The organism is Hydrogenophaga sedimenti (assembly GCF_051857515.1).
Taxonomy (GTDB): domain Bacteria; phylum Pseudomonadota; class Gammaproteobacteria; order Burkholderiales; family Burkholderiaceae_C; genus Hydrogenophaga.
Window position 1 is genome coordinate 218,209 of the sequence record NZ_JBPZHA010000007.1, and the last position, 18,463, is coordinate 236,671.

The 18,463-nt window shown below is 64.5% G+C and carries 15 protein-coding genes and 4 tRNA genes; 4 read left to right on the plus strand and 15 right to left on the minus strand.

What is annotated here, in order from left to right:
• Positions 1-3: 3 nt before the first annotated feature.
• The 6 genes from ACS5NL_RS13700 to ACS5NL_RS13725 all read right to left on the minus strand — a co-directional run bounded on the left by ACS5NL_RS13700 (position 4) and on the right by ACS5NL_RS13725 (position 6,270).
• A complete protein-coding gene (locus ACS5NL_RS13700; protein WP_439354415.1) occupies positions 4-993 on the minus strand; it encodes a Bug family tripartite tricarboxylate transporter substrate binding protein in 990 nt (329 codons plus the stop codon).
• 35 nt (positions 994-1,028) lie between these two features.
• On the minus strand, positions 1,029-2,360 hold the full coding sequence (locus ACS5NL_RS13705) for a malonyl-CoA decarboxylase domain-containing protein (protein ID WP_439354416.1): 1,332 nt from the start codon (positions 2,358-2,360) through the stop codon (positions 1,029-1,031).
• Positions 2,357-3,025, minus strand: a complete 669-nt coding sequence (locus ACS5NL_RS13710) for a GntR family transcriptional regulator (RefSeq protein WP_439354417.1) — start codon at positions 3,023-3,025, stop codon at positions 2,357-2,359. The genes ACS5NL_RS13705 and ACS5NL_RS13710 overlap by 4 nt, the downstream gene beginning before the upstream one ends.
• A 127-nt stretch (positions 3,026-3,152) precedes the next feature.
• On the minus strand, positions 3,153-3,959 hold the full coding sequence (gene lgt, locus ACS5NL_RS13715; RefSeq protein WP_439354418.1) for a prolipoprotein diacylglyceryl transferase: 807 nt from the start codon (positions 3,957-3,959) through the stop codon (positions 3,153-3,155).
• A gap of 112 nt (positions 3,960-4,071) precedes the next feature.
• Positions 4,072-5,931 (minus strand): dihydroxy-acid dehydratase, encoded by a 1,860-nt coding sequence (gene ilvD / locus ACS5NL_RS13720; protein ID WP_439354419.1) that lies wholly within the window; start codon positions 5,929-5,931, stop codon positions 4,072-4,074.
• A gap of 99 nt (positions 5,932-6,030) precedes the next feature.
• Positions 6,031-6,270, minus strand: coding sequence for a TIGR04438 family Trp-rich protein (locus tag ACS5NL_RS13725; protein ID WP_439354420.1), 240 nt, complete (start codon positions 6,268-6,270; stop codon positions 6,031-6,033).
• 123 nt (positions 6,271-6,393) lie between these two features.
• Here ACS5NL_RS13725 and ACS5NL_RS13730 point away from each other — a divergent pair, with 123 nt between their 5' ends.
• Positions 6,394-6,699 carry a c-type cytochrome gene (locus tag ACS5NL_RS13730; protein WP_439354421.1) on the plus strand — a complete coding sequence of 102 codons (306 nt, stop codon included), beginning with the start codon at positions 6,394-6,396 and terminating at the stop codon, positions 6,697-6,699.
• Positions 6,700-6,796: 97 nt separating this feature from the next.
• Here the strand turns inward: ACS5NL_RS13730 and acs are convergent, their stop codons facing one another.
• Positions 6,797-8,791 (minus strand): acetate--CoA ligase, encoded by a 1,995-nt coding sequence (gene acs, locus ACS5NL_RS13735; RefSeq protein WP_439354422.1) that lies wholly within the window; start codon positions 8,789-8,791, stop codon positions 6,797-6,799.
• Between the two features lie 184 nt (positions 8,792-8,975).
• Here acs and ACS5NL_RS13740 point away from each other — a divergent pair, with 184 nt between their 5' ends.
• The 3 genes from ACS5NL_RS13740 to murI are packed head-to-tail and all read left to right on the plus strand — an operon-like array spanning position 8,976 to position 11,969.
• Positions 8,976-9,578: a TIGR00645 family protein gene (locus ACS5NL_RS13740; RefSeq protein WP_439354423.1), complete on the plus strand. Its 603-nt coding sequence runs from the start codon at positions 8,976-8,978 to the stop codon at positions 9,576-9,578.
• Between the two features lie 31 nt (positions 9,579-9,609).
• Positions 9,610-11,160, plus strand: coding sequence for a fumarate hydratase (locus ACS5NL_RS13745; protein WP_439354424.1), 1,551 nt, complete (start codon positions 9,610-9,612; stop codon positions 11,158-11,160).
• Entirely contained in the window at positions 11,157-11,969 is an 813-nt protein-coding gene (gene murI / locus ACS5NL_RS13750; protein WP_439354425.1) for a glutamate racemase, read from the plus strand. The genes ACS5NL_RS13745 and murI overlap by 4 nt, the downstream gene beginning before the upstream one ends.
• Positions 11,970-11,988: 19 nt before the next feature.
• On the opposite strand, the gene ACS5NL_RS13755 is transcribed toward murI, so the two are convergent.
• The 8 genes from ACS5NL_RS13755 to clpX form a co-directional block, all read right to left on the minus strand.
• Positions 11,989-13,287, minus strand: coding sequence for an MFS transporter (locus ACS5NL_RS13755; RefSeq protein WP_439354426.1), 1,299 nt, complete (start codon positions 13,285-13,287; stop codon positions 11,989-11,991).
• A gap of 6 nt (positions 13,288-13,293) precedes the next feature.
• Complete coding sequence (locus tag ACS5NL_RS13760) at positions 13,294-13,917, minus strand: DUF6806 family protein (RefSeq protein ID WP_439354427.1); 624 nt, start codon at positions 13,915-13,917, stop codon at positions 13,294-13,296.
• 51 nt (positions 13,918-13,968) lie between these two features.
• Positions 13,969-14,061 (minus strand) — tRNA-Leu (locus ACS5NL_RS13765).
• A 124-nt stretch (positions 14,062-14,185) separates the two neighbouring features.
• Positions 14,186-14,261 (minus strand) — tRNA-Gly (locus tag ACS5NL_RS13770).
• Positions 14,262-14,279: 18 nt separating this feature from the next.
• Positions 14,280-14,353, minus strand: a tRNA-Cys gene (locus tag ACS5NL_RS13775).
• 72 nt (positions 14,354-14,425) lie between these two features.
• Positions 14,426-14,501, minus strand: a tRNA-Gly gene (locus ACS5NL_RS13780).
• 86 nt (positions 14,502-14,587) lie between these two features.
• Positions 14,588-17,020 (minus strand): endopeptidase La, encoded by a 2,433-nt coding sequence (gene lon / locus ACS5NL_RS13785; RefSeq protein WP_439354428.1) that lies wholly within the window; start codon positions 17,018-17,020, stop codon positions 14,588-14,590.
• Positions 17,021-17,095: 75 nt separating this feature from the next.
• Entirely contained in the window at positions 17,096-18,361 is a 1,266-nt protein-coding gene (gene clpX / locus ACS5NL_RS13790) for an ATP-dependent Clp protease ATP-binding subunit ClpX (protein WP_439354429.1), read from the minus strand.
• Positions 18,362-18,463: the final 102 nt, after the last annotated feature.

An 18,463-nucleotide genomic window follows, 5' to 3' on the forward strand; every position in this document is an offset into this window, starting at 1 on the left:
GGATCAGTCGAGCGTGGCGCCCGAGGCCTTGACCACCTGCGCCCACTTCCTGAGTTCGGCCTTGATGAAGCCGTCGAACTGCGCGCCGGTCAGGTTGGGGAACTCGGCGCCCTGCGCCGCCCAGACCGCTTTCGCTTCGTCGGTCTGCGCCGCCTTGCGGATTTCCTCCACCGCGCGCGACTGCGCGTCGGCCGGTGTGCCCTTGGGCGCCCAGATGCCGTACCAGGTGGTCACGTTGTAGTCAGGCAGCCCCAGTTCGGCCGCGCAGGGCACGTCGGGGAACGCCGCATTGCGCTTGCTGCCGGAGACCATCAGCGCCTTGATCCGGCCGCCCTTGATGTGCGTCGCCGAAGAACCGAGCCCGTCGAACATCATGTCCACGTTCCCGGCAATCAGGTCGTTGAGCGCCGGGCCGGCGCCGCGGTAGGGAATGTGGGTGATGAAGGTCTTGCTCTGCTGCTTGAACAGCTCGCCCGCCAGGTGGTGCGAGGTGCCGCCACCGGCCGACCCGTAGTTGAGCTTGCCCGGGTTGGCCTTGACCTGGGCCAGGAAGGCCTTGAAGTCCTGGTTGGCGAACTTCTTGGCGTTGACCACCAGCACCTGCGGCACGCTGGCCACCAGGATCAGTGGCACGAAATCACGCTCCAGGTCGTAGTCCAGCTTGGCGTACATGCTGGGCGCGATGGTGTGGTGCACCGCCCCCATGAACAGGGTGTAGCCATCGGGCGCGGCCTTGGCGGCAATGCCGGCCCCCAGCGTGCCGCCGGCGCCACCGCGGTTGTCGATCACCAGCGACTTGCCGGCCAGCCGGCTGAACTGGGCCGCCATCGGACGGGCGAAGGCATCGGTGCCACCACCGGCCGGGAACGGCACGATCAGGGTCACCGGTTTGCTGGGCCAGGTGCTCTGCGCGTGGCCGACGGTGCCGAACAGGGTGGCGCTGGCCGCGGCGAGGCGCAGCACATCGCGCCGCTGGAATCCGTTTGCTTGCATGGTTTGTCTCCGTTGTGGTTGTCAAAGTGTCGGTATCAGGGCAGCAGGTCCTTGATCGCCGGGGCGATCGGAATCTTGCCTTGCGCGAGGGCGGCCCGGTTCCTGTCGAGCTTCTTGAGATCGTAGAGGTAGTTCACCATCAGCCCGTAGGACTGCCGGAGGCCTTTGGCCGACGGATCGGCCGCCCAGTTCAGCCGCTCCACCCGGGCGCCGTTGCCCAGATGGAAACGCGCCACCGCGTCCAGCGGCTTGCCGTCCTGCAGTTCGCTGGCCAGGTAGCGGGCCGCCCACTGCTTGAGGGCCACGCGTGGCGGCGACTTCTCGGCCAGTTCGGGGGCGGCGTCCCAGGCCTGCAGCAGTTCGGCGGGCGCGTTCTTGTTGAGCCAGGCCCGCAGCCCGGGGATCGGCGACAGCGTCGCAAAGGTCTTGAGGCGCGGAAACTCCTCGTGCAGACACTCCACCACCCGCTTGATCAGCGAGTCGCCGAAGCTCACGCCACGGAGACCGGTTTGCGTGTTGCTGATGGAATAGAAGATCGCCGTGGTGGCGCGGTCCAGGTCGGCCGGCGCGGCGGCTTCGTCCAGCAGCGGTGTGATGCTCGCCGCCACCTCGTTGATCAGCGCCACCTCCACGAAGATCAGCGGCTCGCCCGGCAGGCGCGGATGGAAGAAGCCGTAGCAGCGGCGGTCGCTGTCCAGCCGGTTCTTCACGTCGTCCCAGCTGCGGATGTCGTGCACCGCCTCGTACTTGATGAGCTTTTCCACCAGCGAAGCGGGCGAGTCCCAGCTGATGCGGCGCAGCTCCAGAAAGCCGACGTCGAACCAAGTGGAGAACATGTACTCCATCTCCACATCCAGCGCGAGCAGGCGCTTGTCGGCCTTGAGCTGCGGCTGCATCTCAGCCCGCAGGTTCACCAGAAAGGGAATGCCGTCCGGATGGGCGCTGAAGCGCTGCAGCAGGCGCCGCCGCGGCGACACGGTCGCGCGGCGGAACTGCACCTCGGCAGCGGGTTGGTCGGGCGTGCCCACGGCCTTCAGGTACTGCTCCTGTGCCGCCTTGACCTGCAGCGGATCGGCCACGAAGCGCTCGCTCATCAGGAGCCAGAGATCACGCCGGTGGGCCTCAGAGGCGCCCGAGTACCAGTCGATCAGCGCGCCCGCGCGCCGACCGCCCTCGATCTCGCTGACCAGCGGGTCCACGATGGCCTTGAGCCCGTCGAGCTTTTGCCGCAGCGCGCGGGGCGACAGCGCCTCCTCCCCTTGTCGCAGCCGCGCCTTGAGCCGCTCCTGCGTGGAGCGCACCACTGGCACGGGCGCAGGCGCGCGCAGGCGCGAGACACGTTCGGTCAGCCATTCGCGGGTGTTCATGCCGAAATCCTCGAGGTCTGGTGACGGGCCAGTTCGCGCAGCGCCACGCGCTGGCGGGTGAGGTGGGTGCGCATCGCGGCTTCGGCGCCTTCGGCGTCGCGCGCCTTCAGCGCGGCGTACACCGCCATGTGCTCCGACAGGCTTTGCTCCAGCCGCCCGGGTGCGTGCAGCTGTTGCAGCCGCGCCAGCTTGACGATCTTGCGCAGGTCACCGATCACCTGGGCGAGCCAGCGGTTGTTGGCCAGCACGATGATGGCTTCGTGGATCGCGAAGTTGGCTTCGTAGTACTCGGTGATGCGTTTGGCTTTGGCGCTGCGCTGCAGCCGGTCATGCAGCTGCTCCAGCGCGGCCAGGTCGGCATCGGTCGCGTTGTTGGCTGCCTCGAAGGCACAGCGCCCTTCGAGCAACGCAATCACCGGAAAGATCTCGTCCAGGTCCTGCTCGGTGATCTGGCTGACAAAGCAGCCCCGGCGTGGCTCATGGCGCAGCAGGCCTTCCGCCGTCAGCACCTTGAGTGCCTCGCGCAACGGCGTCCGCGAAATGGACAACGTGGCGCACAGCGCCGGTTCGTCGATGAAGCTGCCGGGCGCCAGTTCACCCGCGAAGATGCGTTCGCGCAGCTTGGCCGCCACTTCGTCGTGCAGGGAGTTGAGCACCAGTCGCATCTGTGATTACCTGTAATTACAGATAATTTTCATCCAAGTCACAAGCTCAATCACCGGTATTTACCCTTGCACCGGCGACATCCGAAGGGATTTCAGGGGAAGGCCCTTGCGCCCTCCCCCACAGGGCTCAGCCGGCGCGCCGGCTGCTCCACAGCCAGAGCAGCGCGCCGCCGACGATCATGGGCACGCACAGCCACTGCCCCATGCTCATGCCCAGCGACAGCAACCCCAGATGCGCATCGGGTTCGCGGAAGAACTCGGCGATGAAACGGAACACGCCATAGCCGAACAGGAACACCGCCCCCACCTGCCCCGTCGCGCGCGGCTTGCGGGCGTACAGCCACAGCAGCACGAACAGCAGCACGCCCTCCATCAGGAACTGGTAGACCTGCGACGGGTGGCGCGGCAGATCTCCGGCGCCACGGAACACCATCGCCCAGGGCAGCGAAGGATCGGCGACCCGACCCCAGAGCTCGCCATTGATGAAGTTGCCGACCCGCCCGGCCGCCAGCCCGGTGGGCACGCAGGGCGCGACAAAGTCCATCACCTGCAGCCAGGGCCGCTGGCGGCTGCGCGCATACCAGACCATGGCGACCAGCACGCCGAGCATGCCGCCGTGAAAGCTCATGCCGCCGGTCCAGACATAGAACACCTCCAGCGGATGGCTGAAGTAGTAGGCGGGCTTGTAGAACAGGCAATAGCCCAGGCGTCCGCCGATCACGACGCCCATGACACCCAGGAACAGGATGTCCTCGACGTCGCGCAACTGCCAGGGCCGGGGTTGCCGGATGGAAACAAAAGGCTCGTGCTTGAGCCTGGCACGCGCCAGCAGCAGGAACAGCCCGAAGGCCACCAGGTAGGTGATGCCATACCAGTGGATGGCCAGCGGGCCAAACTGCAGGGCGACGGGATCGATCTGGGGATGAATCAACATGGCTGGGGATTGTGCACGCAGCGCTCTGCCCGCCGGCGCCTGCGGTTTTGACGATGCAACAAAACAAACAGCCTCCGAAGAGGCTGTTGATCGTGGAAGTCAGGCGTTGGACTCAGTCGCCGAGCAGCGACAGGTCGCGCACCGCGCCCTTGTCGGCCGAAGTGGCCAGCAAGGCGTAGGCCTTGAGCGCGGCCGACACCTTGCGCGGGCGCGGCTGGACCGGCTTCCAGCCCTTGGCGTCCTGCTCGGCACGGCGCTTGGCGAGTTCTTCGTCGCTCACCAGCACGTCGATCGAACGGTTGGGGATGTCGATGCGGATGCGGTCGCCCTGGCGCACCAGACCGATGGCGCCGCCAGCGGCCGCTTCGGGCGAGCAGTGGCCGATGGACAGGCCCGAGGTGCCGCCCGAGAAGCGGCCGTCGGTCAGCAGCGCACAGGCCTTGCCCAGTCCCTTGGACTTGATGTAGCTGGTCGGGTACAGCATTTCCTGCATGCCAGGGCCGCCCTTGGGGCCTTCGTAGCGCACGATCACCACGTCACCGGCTTTCACCTTGTCGGCCAGGATCTCGGCCACGGCCTCATCCTGCGACTCGGTCACGTAGGCCGAGCCTTCGAACACCAGGATGGACTCGTCCACACCCGCGGTCTTGACCACGCAACCATCGAGCGCGATGTTGCCACGCAGCACCGCCAGACCGCCTTCTTTCGAGAACGCGTGTTCAAAAGATCGGATGCAGCCTTCGGCACGGTCCAGATCCAGACTGGGCCAGCGGGTGGCCTGGCTGAAAGCGACTTGCGTGGGGATGCCGGCCGGGCCGGCCATGTAGAAGGTCTTGACCTCGTCGGACGGGTTGCGAGCGATGTCCCACAGGTCCAGCGCGTCCTTCATGGTCTTCGCGTGGATGGTGGGCACGTCGGTGTGCAGCTTGCCGGCGCGATCGAGTTCACCCAGGATGGCCATGATGCCGCCTGCGCGGTGCACGTCTTCGATGTGGTACTTGTTGGTGTTGGGCGCGACCTTGCACAACTGCGGCACGACGCGCGAGAGGCGGTCGATGTCGGTCATGGTGAAGTCGATACCTGCCTCCTGCGCGATCGCCAGCAGGTGCAGGATGGTGTTGGTCGAGCCGCCCATGGCGATGTCCAGCGTGATCGCGTTCTCGAAGGCCTTGAAGCCCACCGAGCGCGGCAGCACCGTCTCGTCACCCTGCTCATAGTAGCGTTCGCACAGCGCCACGGCCGTGCGGCCCGCGCGCTTGAACAACTGCTCGCGGTCGGCGTGCGTGGCCACCACGGTGCCGTTGCCCGGCAACGCCAGGCCCAGCGCTTCGGCCAGGCAGTTCATGGAGTTGGCGGTGAACATGCCCGAGCAGGAACCGCAGGTCGGGCAGGCAGAACGCTCGACCTCGGCCAAGTCGCTCTCGCTGACCTTGCTGTCCACGGCCATGACCATGGCGTCCACCAGGTCGAGTTTCTTGAGCTCGATGGTCTGGGTCTGCGGGTTGGCCAGGCGGGCCTTGCCGGCTTCCATCGGACCACCCGAGACGAATACCACGGGGATGTTCAGCCGCATCGCGGCCATCAGCATGCCGGGGGTGATCTTGTCGCAGTTGGAGATGCACACCAGCGCGTCGGCACAGTGGGCGTTGACCATGTACTCGACCGAGTCGGCGATCAGCTCGCGGCTGGGCAGCGAATACAGCATGCCGTCATGGCCCATGGCGATGCCGTCGTCCACCGCGATGGTGTTGAACTCCTTGGCCACACCGCCCGCAGCCTCGATCTCGCGCGCCACCAGCTGGCCCAGGTCCTTCAAGTGCACGTGGCCGGGCACAAACTGGGTGAAGCTGTTGGCGATGGCGATGATGGGTTTGGCGAAGTCGCCATCCTTCATGCCTGTGGCACGCCACAGGGCGCGGGCACCGGCCATGTTGCGGCCGGCGGTGGAGGTCTTGGAACGGTAGGCGGGCATGGGGGGAAACGGTTAAGGCCGAGAGGCCGGCAAGGAATCGGGATTATCCCGCAGCGCCCGACCGAAACCGGTCAAGCCCACCACGGCCCCGGGGCTGTCTCAGCGCTTGCGGGTGCGGATGCCCAGGGCAGCGCGCTGCTTGTCGATCCGGTCCTGCTTCTTCAGGTCCATCTTCTCCATCGCCTTGCGCTTGGTGTAGCCCGTCATGTCGGCCCAGGTCCACCACGCCACCGCGAGGGCGAACGGCGAGAGCACCCACCACCAGGACATGTCGGCGACCAAACCGATCCGGTTGAAGTTCCAGATGAGCAGGCCAATGCCTGCGAGCAACAAATACATCACACCCTCCGGTAAAGGCTCGATAAAACACGGCAAGCAACTGTAAGCAGTGGTGACCGCACAGGCCGACTCGATAGAATGATGGTCTGTGAGCTTCTCACTTTTACCCACGAGGACAACACCATGAAACGTGCTCTGATCATTATGGCCGCGATGGCCGCCATTTCCACCTCGGCCATGGCCGACCAGGCTCTGGCCACCGCCAAGAACTGCATGACCTGCCACGCCATCGACAAGAAGCTGGTTGGCCCGGCCTACAAGGATGTGGCCAAGAAGTACGCCGGCGATGCCAAGGCGGCCGACGCGCTGGCAGCCAAGGTCCTCAAGGGTGGTTCCGGTGTCTGGGGCGCCGTCCCGATGCCCGCCAACACCCAGGTGAGCGAAGCCGAAGCCAAGAAGCTGGTCGCCTGGATCCTGAGCCAGAAGTAATCCGCTTCTCGCGCTCCAACAAAAAACCCGCTGGAATCCAGCGGGTTTTTTGTTGCCCGGTGCCGCCCAGGGCACCGGATGCGAGGCGGCGTACCGGTCAGTTGTTTTCGGACAGCTGATCGAGGATCGCCGGGTTTTCCAGGGTCGAGGTGTCCTGGGTGATGGCCTCGCCCTTGGCGATCGAGCGCAGCAGGCGGCGCATGATCTTGCCCGAACGGGTCTTGGGCAGGTTGTCGCCGAAGCGGATGTCCTTGGGCTTGGCGATCGGGCCAATCTCCTTGCCCACCCAGTCGCGCAGTTCCTTGGCAATCGCCTTGGCCTCGTCGCCGGTCGGGCGGGCACGCTTGAGCACCACGAAAGCCACGATGGCTTCGCCGGTCAGGTCGTCCGGACGGCCCACCACCGCGGCTTCGGCCACCAGATCGGTCTTGCCCACCAGCGCCGACTCGATTTCCATCGTGCCCATGCGGTGGCCCGACACGTTCAGCACGTCGTCGATGCGACCGGTGATGCGGAAGTAGCCGCGGTCGGCGCTGCGCACGGCGCCGTCGCCGGCCAGGTAGTAGCCCTTGAGCTCTTCGGGGAAGTAGCTCTTCTTGAAGCGCTCCGGATCGCCCCAGATGGTGCGGATCATCGACGGCCAGGGCTTCTTGACCACCAGGATGCCACCCGCACCGTTGGGCACATCGTTGCCCGTCTCGTCCACGATGGCGGTGGTGATGCCCGGCAGCGGCAGCGTGCAGGAACCCGGCACCAGCGGCGTGGCGCCCGGCAGCGGGGTGATCATGTGGCCGCCGGTCTCGGTCTGCCAGAAGGTGTCCACGATCGGGCAGCGCTCGCCACCGACATGCTTGTAGTACCACATCCAGGCTTCGGGGTTGATCGGCTCACCGACCGAGCCCAGCAGGCGCAGGCTGCTCAGGTCGGAGCGGGCCGGATGCACCTTCTCGTCGCTTTCCGCGGCCTTGATCAGCGAGCGGATCGCCGTCGGGGCCGTGTAGAAGATGGTGCACTTGTGCTTCTCGATCATCTGCCAGAAGCGGCCGGCGTTCGGGTAGGTCGGCACACCTTCGAACACGATCTGGGTGGCGCCGGCAGCGAGCGGGCCGTAGGCGACGTAGCTGTGGCCGGTGATCCAGCCGATGTCGGCGGTACACCAGAAGATGTCGCTGTCCTTCAGATCGAAGGTCCAGTTCATGGTCATGTTGGCCCACAGCAGGTAGCCACCGGTGCTGTGCTGCACACCCTTGGGCTTGCCGGTGGAGCCGGAGGTGTAGAGCACGAACAGAGGATGTTCGGCGCTCACCATTTCGGCTGGGCAGTCGGTCGACTGGCCGGCCATCACTTCGTGCATGAAGCTGTCGCGGCCGGCCACCATGTTCACGGCGGTCTGGGTGCGCTGGAACACGATCACGTCCTTGATCGTTTCGCAGCCGCCCATGGCGATGCCTTCGTCCACGATGGACTTCAGCGGCAGTTCCTTGCCACCGCGCAGCTGGTAGTTGGCGGTGATCACGGCGACGGCGCCAGCGTCCTGGATGCGTTCCTGCAGCGCCTTGGCCGAGAAGCCGCCGAACACCACGCTGTGGGTCGCGCCGATGCGGGCGCAGGCCTGCATGGCCACCACGCCTTCGATGGTCATGGGCATGTAGATGACCACACGGTCACCCTTCTTCACGCCGCGAGCCTTCAGCGCGTTCGCAAACTGCGACACCTTGCCCAGCAGTTCCTTGTAGGTGACCTTGGTCACTTCGCCGCCGTCGGCCTCGAAGATGATCGCGGTCTTGTTCTCGACCGGCGTGCCCATGTGGCGGTCCAGGCAGTTGTACGAGGCGTTCAGTTCGCCATCTTCGAACCACTTGAAGAAAGGCTTGTTGGACTCGTCGAGCACCTTGGTGAACGGCTTGCTCCAGGTCAGGAACTCGCGGGCGCGCTTGGCCCAGAAGCCTTCGAAATCATTTTCTGCCTCGGCGCACAGTGCGTTGTAGGCGTCCATGCCGGAAATGCGGGCGGCTTTGCGCGTCGCTTCGGAGGGTTCGAAGACGCGGTTTTCAACCAGTGTGGATTCGATCGACGACGAAGGCGTGGACATGGATGTGTCTCCTCTGGGGGGTATGAAACTGGGAACCCGGCGAATGTGCGCAAAGGCTCTTACGAGCCACTTACATGGACCGGCGCAACCTGAGACGATTCGCCTTCGGCGCACCCGCCGAGGCTCCTACAATCCCCCGTTTGCGCAGCCCGTGTGCGAGCGCCAGTCTATCCACACCAGCCCGATGAGCCACCCCGTCAAAACCCCCGGTACCCGAAGCGCCCTGCCCAACCTGATCTTTGCCAGCCGCTGGCTGCAGCTGCCGCTGTACATCGGCCTGATCGCCGCGCAGGCGATCTATGTCGTGCACTTCTGGGTCGAGCTGGTGCACCTGATCGAAGCCGCGTTCGGCAACAAGGACGCGCTGGCCGCCCTGGTCAAGAGCATCGGCTACAAGGACAACTTCGAGGTCACCTCGCTCAACGAGACCATCATCATGCTGGTGGTGCTGGCGCTGATCGACGTGGTCATGATCAGCAACCTGCTCATCATGGTGATCGTCGGCGGCTACGAAACCTTCGTCAGCCGCATGCACCTCGAAGACCACCCCGACCAGCCCGAATGGCTCAGCCATGTGAACGCCTCGGTGCTCAAGGTCAAGCTCGCCACCGCCATCATCGGCATCAGCTCGATCCACCTGCTCAAGACCTTCATCAACGCCGCCAACTACGACGACAAGGTGCTGATGTGGCAGACCCTCATCCACGTCGCCTTCCTGCTCAGCGCGATGGCGATTGCCGCGACCGACCGCATCATGCATCCGGTCGCCGACACGCCCGACCACTGATTCACTCGCCTGCTTCAACCGGAAACGCCCCATGACCACCATCCGCCAGAACGACCTCATCGAGTCCGTCGCCGCCGCGCTGCAATACATCAGCTACTACCACCCGGCCGACTACATCGCCCACCTCGCCCGCGCCTACGAGCGTGAGCAGAGCGCTGCCGCGAAAGACGCCATCGCGCAGATCCTGACCAACTCCAAGATGAGCGCCTTCGGCCACCGCCCGATCTGCCAGGACACCGGCATCGTCAACGTGTTCCTCAAGGTCGGCATGGACGTGCGCTGGGAAGGTTTCACCGGCAGCCTGGAAGACGCCATTAACGAAGGCGTGCGCCGTGGCTACAACCACCCCGACAACATGCTGCGCGCCAGCGTGGTGGCCGATCCGCTGTTCGCCCGCAAGAACACCAAGGACAACACGCCCGCGGTGATCTTCACGGAGATCGTGGCCGGCGACAAAGTGGACATCACGGTCGCGGCCAAGGGCGGCGGCTCGGAAAACAAGTCCAAGATGATCATGATGAACCCCGGCGACTCCCTGGTCGACTGGGTGCTCAAGACCGTGCCGACCATGGGCGCCGGCTGGTGCCCGCCGGGCATGCTGGGCATCGGCATCGGTGGCACCGCCGAAAAGGCCGTGCTGCTGGCCAAGGAAAGCCTGATGGACGACCTGGACATGTACGAGCTGCAGGCCAAGGCATCCAAGGGAGAGAAGCTCACGCAGGTCGAAGAACTGCGCCTGGAGCTGTTCGAGAAGGTCAACGCGCTGGGCATTGGCGCGCAGGGTCTGGGCGGCCTGACGACCGTGCTGGACGTCAAGATCAAGATGTACCCGACGCACGCCGCATCCAAGCCGGTCGCAATGATCCCCAACTGCGCCGCCACCCGCCACGCCCACTTCGTGATGGACGGCTCCGGCCCGGTCTACCTCGAAGCGCCGAGCCTGGACCTGTGGCCCAAGGTCGACTGGCAACCCGATACCCAGAAGAGCCAGCGCGTCGACCTGAACACGCTGACCAAGGAACAGGTCGCCAGCTGGACGCCAGGCCAGACCCTGCTGCTCAACGGCAAGATGCTGACCGGCCGCGACGCCGCGCACAAGCGCATCCAGGACATGCTGGCCAAGGGCGAGCCTCTGCCGGTGGACTTCACCAACCGCGTCATTTACTACGTCGGCCCGGTCGATCCGGTGCGCGATGAAGTGGTGGGCCCGGCCGGCCCCACCACGGCCACCCGCATGGACGGCTTCACCCGCATGATGCTGGAGAAGACCGGCCTGATCGCGATGGTGGGCAAGGCAGAACGTGGCCCGGTGGCGATCGAGGCCATCAAGGACGCCAAGAGCGCCTATCTGATGGCCGTCGGCGGCGCCGCCTACCTGGTGTCCAAGGCCATCAAGGGCGCCAAGGTGGTCGGGTTTGCCGACCTGGGCATGGAAGCCATCTACGAATTCGACGTGGTCGACATGCCCGTGACCGTGGCGGTCGACGCCGGCGGCACCAGCGCCCACATCACCGGCCCGGCCGAGTGGCAACAGCGCATCGCCAGCGGCGAGTTCAAGGGCATTGCGGTCGCTGCTGCTTGAAGACGATCGGTGTTTTCGACAGCGGGGTTGGCGGCCTGAGCGTGCTGCGCGCCCTGCTGGCCGAAATGCCGCAGGCGCGTTTCGTCTACCTCGCCGACGGGGCGCACGCGCCCTATGGCGAGCGCAGCCCGCAGCAGGTGGCGGAGCGCGCGCACCGCATCACCGACGGACTGCGTGGTCATTTCGGCATCGACGCACTGGTGGTGGCCTGCAACACCGCGACCGCGCTGGCCATCGAAGGCCTGCGCGCCCAGCATCCCGAATGGCCCATCGTGGGCGTGGAGCCGGCACTCAAGCCCGCGGCAGCGATCACACGCACCGGACATGTCGGCGTGATGGCCACCCGCGGCACGGTCGAAAGCGAACGTTTTGCCCGTCTGCGCCAGCGGCTCGAGCAGGCGTCGGAAAAGCCCTTGCACTTCAGCTGCCAGGCCTGTGACGGTCTGGCCGACGCCATCGAACGCAACGACCGCCCAGCCATTGAATCGCTGTGCCAGCGCTACTGGTCGGCACTCCAGGCCGGCCTCGTGTCCGCCCCCATCGACACCCTGGTGCTGGGCTGCACCCACTACCCGTTCGCGGCCGACGTGCTGCAGGAACTGACGGGCAAAGCGGTGACCCTGGTGGAGACCGGCGTTCCGGTGGCACGCCGCACGCGTGCCGTGCTGGACCAGCCTCCGCCGAATGGAACCGAAGGTCCGGCGCCTTCGGGCGTGGTGCTGCTGTCGACCGGCGATCCCGCACCACTGGCCCAGGCGGCGCGGCGCTGGCTGGACCTGGACTCGCCAGGACAGCACTTCGCCTGCTGACGGTGAACCTCGGGCAGCTTCAGGCGCTGCCCAGCGCCGCCTGGCGGCCGCGTTCGACATCGACGCGCTGCAGCAGAAACCAGCCGGCCACGAACATCAGGGTCGTGGCCGCAATCGCGATCCGCTGATTCCCCCCGGTAGCCCAGGTGATCGCGCCATAGCTCAGCGGTCCGACGATGCTGGACAGCCGGATCGCGAAACCCCAGAGGCCGTAGAACTCGGCCAACTGGGCCGGCGGCGCGAACAGACCCGCAAGCGCACGGCCTGCCGACTGGCTCGATCCCATGCAGACCCCGGCAATCGCGGCGGCATACCAGAAGCCTCCCTTCGTGGTGGTCAGTGCGGCAATCACACAGGTGAGCACCCAGCCCAACAGGGTCACTCCGAGTGCCCGCTTGTGACCGACGCGGTCCTGCCAGTGGCCGAACGCAAAGGCCCCCACCGCAGCGGCGATGTTCAGCACAAAGATCAGGACCATGGTCTCCTGCTTCTCGAAGCCGATCACCTGCTCGGCATAGATGGCCGCCAGCGTGATCGTGACGGCCACCCCGCCCTGGTACGCCACCGCGCAGGCCAGCAGCCACATGAAGTCGCGGTAACGCTGCGCCTGCTGGAAGGTGGCCCGCAATTGCGTCCAAGCCTGTCCCAGGCCTCCATTTCCGGCATCAGGGCTGGGCCGCGCCCGCTCACGCAGCCACACAAAGGTGACCACGGCCGACGCCGCGAAAATGCCTGCCGTGATCCACATGGTCTTCGGCACGAACTGCTCGGCCGACTGCCCGGCCGACTGCGCCTGCAACACCACCACAAGGCTCAATCCCAGGGCCAGCATGCCGCCCAGGTAGCCAAAGCTCCAGCCCCAGCCGCTGACACGCCCCAGAGCCTGCGGCTTCGCCAGTTCAGGCAGGAACGCTGCGATCAGTGACTCACCCCACGAGTAGCAGACATTCGAGACAACGATCAGCAGCACCCCCAGCACGACCGCATCGCGACCGACCAGGGCGAGCGCAGCGGTCGACAACACGCAGCCGACCGTGCTGAACAGCAGGAAACGCTTCTTGGCCGCCCGCCGGTCCACCCAGGCGCCAATGAGCGGCATGGTGAGCATCACGATGGCGTAGGAAACACTCAAGGCAGCGGTCCAGGCGAACGTCGCCCATGGCGCACCGCCGGCAACCACGCCGACGAAATACGCTGAGAACACCGCGGTGAGAACGACCGTGGTGTAGCCCGAGTTGGCGAAGTCGTACATCGCCCAGGCAAACACCTCCCGCTTGCGAACGCCTGGATTGAGGGCGTCGCTCTTGGGTTGCGACATGGAGGGTCAGTGCAGATGGCGCGGCTTGCGTCCGCCACCATGGCCGGACGAACCGCCATGCCCGCGCGGAGGACGGCCCAGCTGCATCGAGTTCACGAGTGCGTCAAAGCGCTGGTTGAACAGGCGGTCGATCGACGCCACGACATCGGTCAGTTCCGAAGCGTCGAAGTGCCGTTCCATGACATGTACCACGTCCTGCACCAGCAGATCGCGCTGGACCTGCATGATCGCGGCGGGCGTCGGGCCGACGAAACACATCATGAAATCGTCACGCGCCTCTTCGTCTTCCGGCGCCTCTTCTTCGTCGAACTCGGTGTCGTAGAAAGATACTTCGATCGGCGCACCGGCCGAGGCAATTTCATTCAGGCCCATGCAGGCCTCTTCGATCACCTGACGAAAGTCCTCATCGCCCGGGACCGTCCAGCACATCTGCAGCACGTGCTCCTGTGCGTCGAACCGGATGCCAGGTTCGTCTTCGTACGAGCTTTCGGCGGCGGCAGCAAGCGATTTCGCACCGGCGTACTGCCACAGAGGTTTGAGCGCATCCTGGATCTGGGCGTAGGCCACGTCCTCGCGCAGGGGAACGTCCCCGTGCACATGGATTTCAAAAGGCGCGTTGTATCGGGTCATGGAAACTCACTGTAGCGGCGAAAGCGCCCCGGGGCAAAGGTGCACTGGATCTGGTGCCTCGAACCGGGGTCGAACCGGTACGCTCCCTCACGGGTAAGCGGCGGATTTTAAGTCCGCTGTGTCTACCAATTTCACCATCGAGGCGGGCGGTGGAGCATTGTCGCAGGTTCACTCAGCGCACCTGATTCGAGGCGGCACAAGGACACCCTGATCACACAGGGTCAATCCAAACGAAAAACGGGAAGCCATGCTTCCCGTTTTTCTTGAATGGAGCGGGAAACGAGATTCGAACTCGCGACCTCAACCTTGGCAAGGTTGCGCTCTACCAACTGAGCTATTCCCGCAAAACTGACCAGCATGACTGGAGGCGCGACCCGGAGTCGAACCGGGCTAGACGGATTTGCAATCCGTTGCATAACCGATTTGCTATCGCGCCCGATTCGAAAGCACGGTGACCGGGCCTTCTCTTTCGACAAAAAAGGGAAGCCGGGCTTCCCTTTTTTCAAACTGGAGCGGGAAACGAGATTCGAACTCGCGACCTCAACCTTGGCAAGGTTGCGCTCTACCAACTGAGCTATTCCCGCAAACTTCTGACGTTTGGTGAAGTTCGTCAGAAGCTGGAATTCTAGCGCAAAAAACGGGTGTTTTTCAAGCCCCCCGCATTTTTTGCTCAGTGTTTGACGGCATCCGGCGACGGTGCGGGCGTGCGACCTGCAGCGGCCGCCACCTGTGCGGCCACCTCCTCGTCCGTCAGAGGCACGGGCTGACGCTCCAGCGCAATGGACAACACCTTGTCGATCCATTTCACCGGGACGACTTCCAGTCCCTGCTTGACGTTGTCCGGAATGTCGGCGAGGTCTTTCACGTTCTCTTCCGGGATGATGACCGTCTTGATGCCACCGCGCAGGGCCGCCAGCATCTTTTCCTTGAGCCCGCCAATGGCCGTGACCTCTCCGCGCAGCGTGATCTCGCCCGTCATTGCCACGTCGGCGCGCACCGGAATGCCCGTGAGGGAAGACACCAGGGCGGTGGTCATCGCGGCGCCAGCGCTCGGACCGTCCTTGGGAGTCGCGCCGTCGGGAACGTGGATGTGGATATCGCGCTTCTCGAACATCTCGTCCTTGATGCCCAGCATGCGGGCACGGCTGCGCACCACGGTGCGGGCAGCTTCGACCGACTCCTTCATCACGTCGCCCAGCGACCCGGTGCGCGTGATGACACCCTTGCCCGGCATGATCGCGACTTCAATGGTCAGCAGGTCGCCGCCCACTTCGGTCCAGGCAAGACCGACCACCTGACCGACCTGATTCTGCTGTTCGGCGCGGCCGTAGCTGTACTTGCGCACACCCAGGAACTCGTCCAGGTTGGCGGCGTCGACCACCAGGGTCGGCGTGTATTTCTTGAGCAGCAACCCTTTGACCACCTTGCGGCAGATCTTGGAGAGCTCGCGCTCCAGCGATCGCACGCCGGCCTCGCGGGTGTAGTAGCGCACGATGTCGCGCACCGCTTCTTCCTTGACCTCCAGCTCACCCTCGCGAATACCGTTGTTCTTGACCTGCTTGGGCAGCAGGTAACGCATGGCGATGTTGGTCTTCTCGTCTTCGGTGTAACCCGACAGGCGGATCACTTCCATCCGGTCCAGCAGCGCTGGCGGAATGTTCATCGAGTTCGAGGTCGCCACGAACATCACGTCCGACAGGTCGAAGTCGACCTCGACATAGTGGTCACCAAAGGTGTGGTTCTGCTCGGGGTCCAGCACTTCGAGCAGGGCCGAAGACGGATCACCGCGGAAGTCCGTGCCCAGCTTGTCGATCTCGTCGAGCAGGAACAGCGGGTTGCGCGTACCGACCTTGGACAGGCTCTGCAGCACCTTGCCCGGCATGGCACCAATGTAGGTGCGGCGGTGTCCGCGGATCTCGGCCTCATCGCGCATGCCGCCCAGCGCCATGCGCACGTACTTGCGTCCCGTGGCCTTGGCGACCGACTGACCCAGCGAGGTCTTGCCAACGCCCGGAGGGCCGACGAGGCACAGGATGGGCGCCTTGACCTTGTCCACGCGCTGCTGCACCGCGAGGTATTCGAGGATGCGGTCCTTGACCTTGTCCAGGCCGTAATGGTCTTCGTTGAGCACTTCCTCTGCATGCGCCAGGTCGTGCTTGATCTTGGTCTTCTTGCTCCAGGGCAGCGCGACCAGTGCATCGATGTAGTTGCGCACCACGGTGGCCTCGGCCGACATGGGCGACATCAGCTTGAGCTTCTTGAATTCGGCGTCGGCCTTCTTGCGCGCCTCGGCGGGCATCTTGGCCTGCTTGATCTTCTTCTCGATCTCTTCGATGTCGGCGCCCTCTTCGCCTTCACCGAGCTCTTTCTGGATCGCCTTGACCTGCTCGTTGAGGTAGAAGTCGCGCTGGTTCTTTTCCATCTGGCGCTTCACGCGGCCACGGATCTTCTTGTCGACGTTGAGGATGTCAACCTCGCGCTCAAGCTGTTCGAACAGGTTCTCCAGCCGCTTGTTGACCAGATCCAGGTCGAGCACGACCTGCTTGGATTCCAGCTTGAGTGGCAGATGAGCCGCGATGGTGTCGGCCAGACGGCCCGGATCGTCGATGCTGGAGATCGAGGTCAGGATCTCGGAAGGGATCTTCTTGTTGAGTTTGACGTACTGGTCGAACTGTTGCATCACCGCACGGCGCAATGCTTCCAGCTCATTGTTCTGTGTCGCGAGCTTTTCCAGCGCGGGATCGATCGGTGCGACGTTGGCCACGAAATGGCTTTCACCGTCGTTGATCGACAGCACCTTGGCGCGCTGCACGCCTTCGACCAGGACCTTTACGGTACCGTCAGGCAGCTTGAGCATCTGCAGGATGGTGGCGACGCAGCCCATCTCGAACATGTCGTCGGTCGCAGGCTCGTCTTTGGCGGCCGCCTTCTGGGCGACCAGCATGATGCGGCGTTCGGCTTCCATCGCGGCCTCCAGAGCCTTGATGCTCTTGGGGCGACCGACGAACAGCGGAATCACCATGTGGGGAAAGACCACCACATCGCGCAAAGGCAACAGTGGCAGGTCGACCGGCGTGCTGGGCAGGGGTACTTGTCCGGACATTTCAGACCTCAGAAAGGAATAGCGGGCCAAGGTGCAGGCGCAGCCTGTTCACCCTGGTCCATTCGACGCACGCGCTCAGGCCTGCTTGGCCGCCTCGCGGTAAACCAGCAGGGGGGGTTTGTTTTCTTCGATGGTGGACTCGTCGACCACCACCTTCTCGACATTGCTCATGCCAGGCAGTTCGAACATGGTGTCGATCAGGGCGTTTTCCAGGATGGACCGCAATCCACGGGCACCGGTCTTGCGGGCCAGCGCCTTGCGGGCGATCGCCTTCAGCGCAGCCGGGCGCACTTCCAGGTCGGCACCCTCCATCGACAGCAGACGGGCGAACTGCTTGACCACCGCGTTCTTCGGCGCGGTCAGGATTTCCACCAGGGCTTCTTCGCTCAGCTCGGCCAGGCTCGCGATCACCGGCAGGCGACCCACCAGTTCGGGAATCAGGCCGAACTTGATCAGGTCCTCGGGCTCGATGTCCTTGAAGGCCTCGGTCAGGCTGCGTTGCTGCTTGCTCTTGACCACTGCAGCGAAGCCCATGCCGGACGCCTCGGTCCGGTTTTCGATGATCTTTTCAAGACCTGCAAACGCGCCACCGCAGATGAACAGGATGTTGGTCGTGTCCACCTGCAGGAAGTCCTGGTTCGGGTGCTTGCGACCACCTTGCGGCGGCACGCTGGCCATCGTGCCTTCGATCAGCTTCAGCAAGGCCTGCTGCACGCCTTCGCCCGACACATCGCGGGTGATCGAAGGGTTGTCCGACTTGCGGGTGATCTTGTCGATCTCGTCGATGTAGACGATGCCTTGCTGAGCGCGTTCGACGTCGTAATTGCAACTCTGCAGCAGCTTGGCGACGATGTTCTCGACGTCCTCGCCCACATAACCGGCTTCGGTCAGCGTGGTCGCATCGGCCATCACGAAAGGCACGTTGAGCATGCGGGCCATGGTCTGCGCCAGCAGCGTCTTGCCCGAGCCCGTGGGCCCGATCAGCAGGATGTTGCTCTTGGCGAGCTCGACCTCGTCCTTGCGAGCGACCTGCTTGTGGCGCAGCCGCTTGTAGTGGTTGTAGACCGCCACCGCCAGCGCACGCTTGGCCGGGTCCTGGCCGATCACGTAACCGTCCAGGTTGGCCTTGAGATCGGCAGGTGTGGGCAGGTCGTCTCCGGCCGATTTGACCGACTCGAGTCCGGGCAACTCATCACGGATGATGTCGTTGCACAGATCGATGCATTCGTCGCAGATGAACACCGACGGACCGGCGATGAGTTTCTTCACCTCGTGCTGGCTCTTGCCGCAGAACGAGCAGTAGAGCGCCTTTTCGCCGGAAGCGGCTTTTTTGTCGGCCATGGTCTGGAGGTCGGGACTACCTGGTGGTAAGGATGGAATCAATGATAGTTCAAGGCCGGTGGGCCTGAAACCGCAGAAAAGCAGCCCATTCGCGGCGAAAAC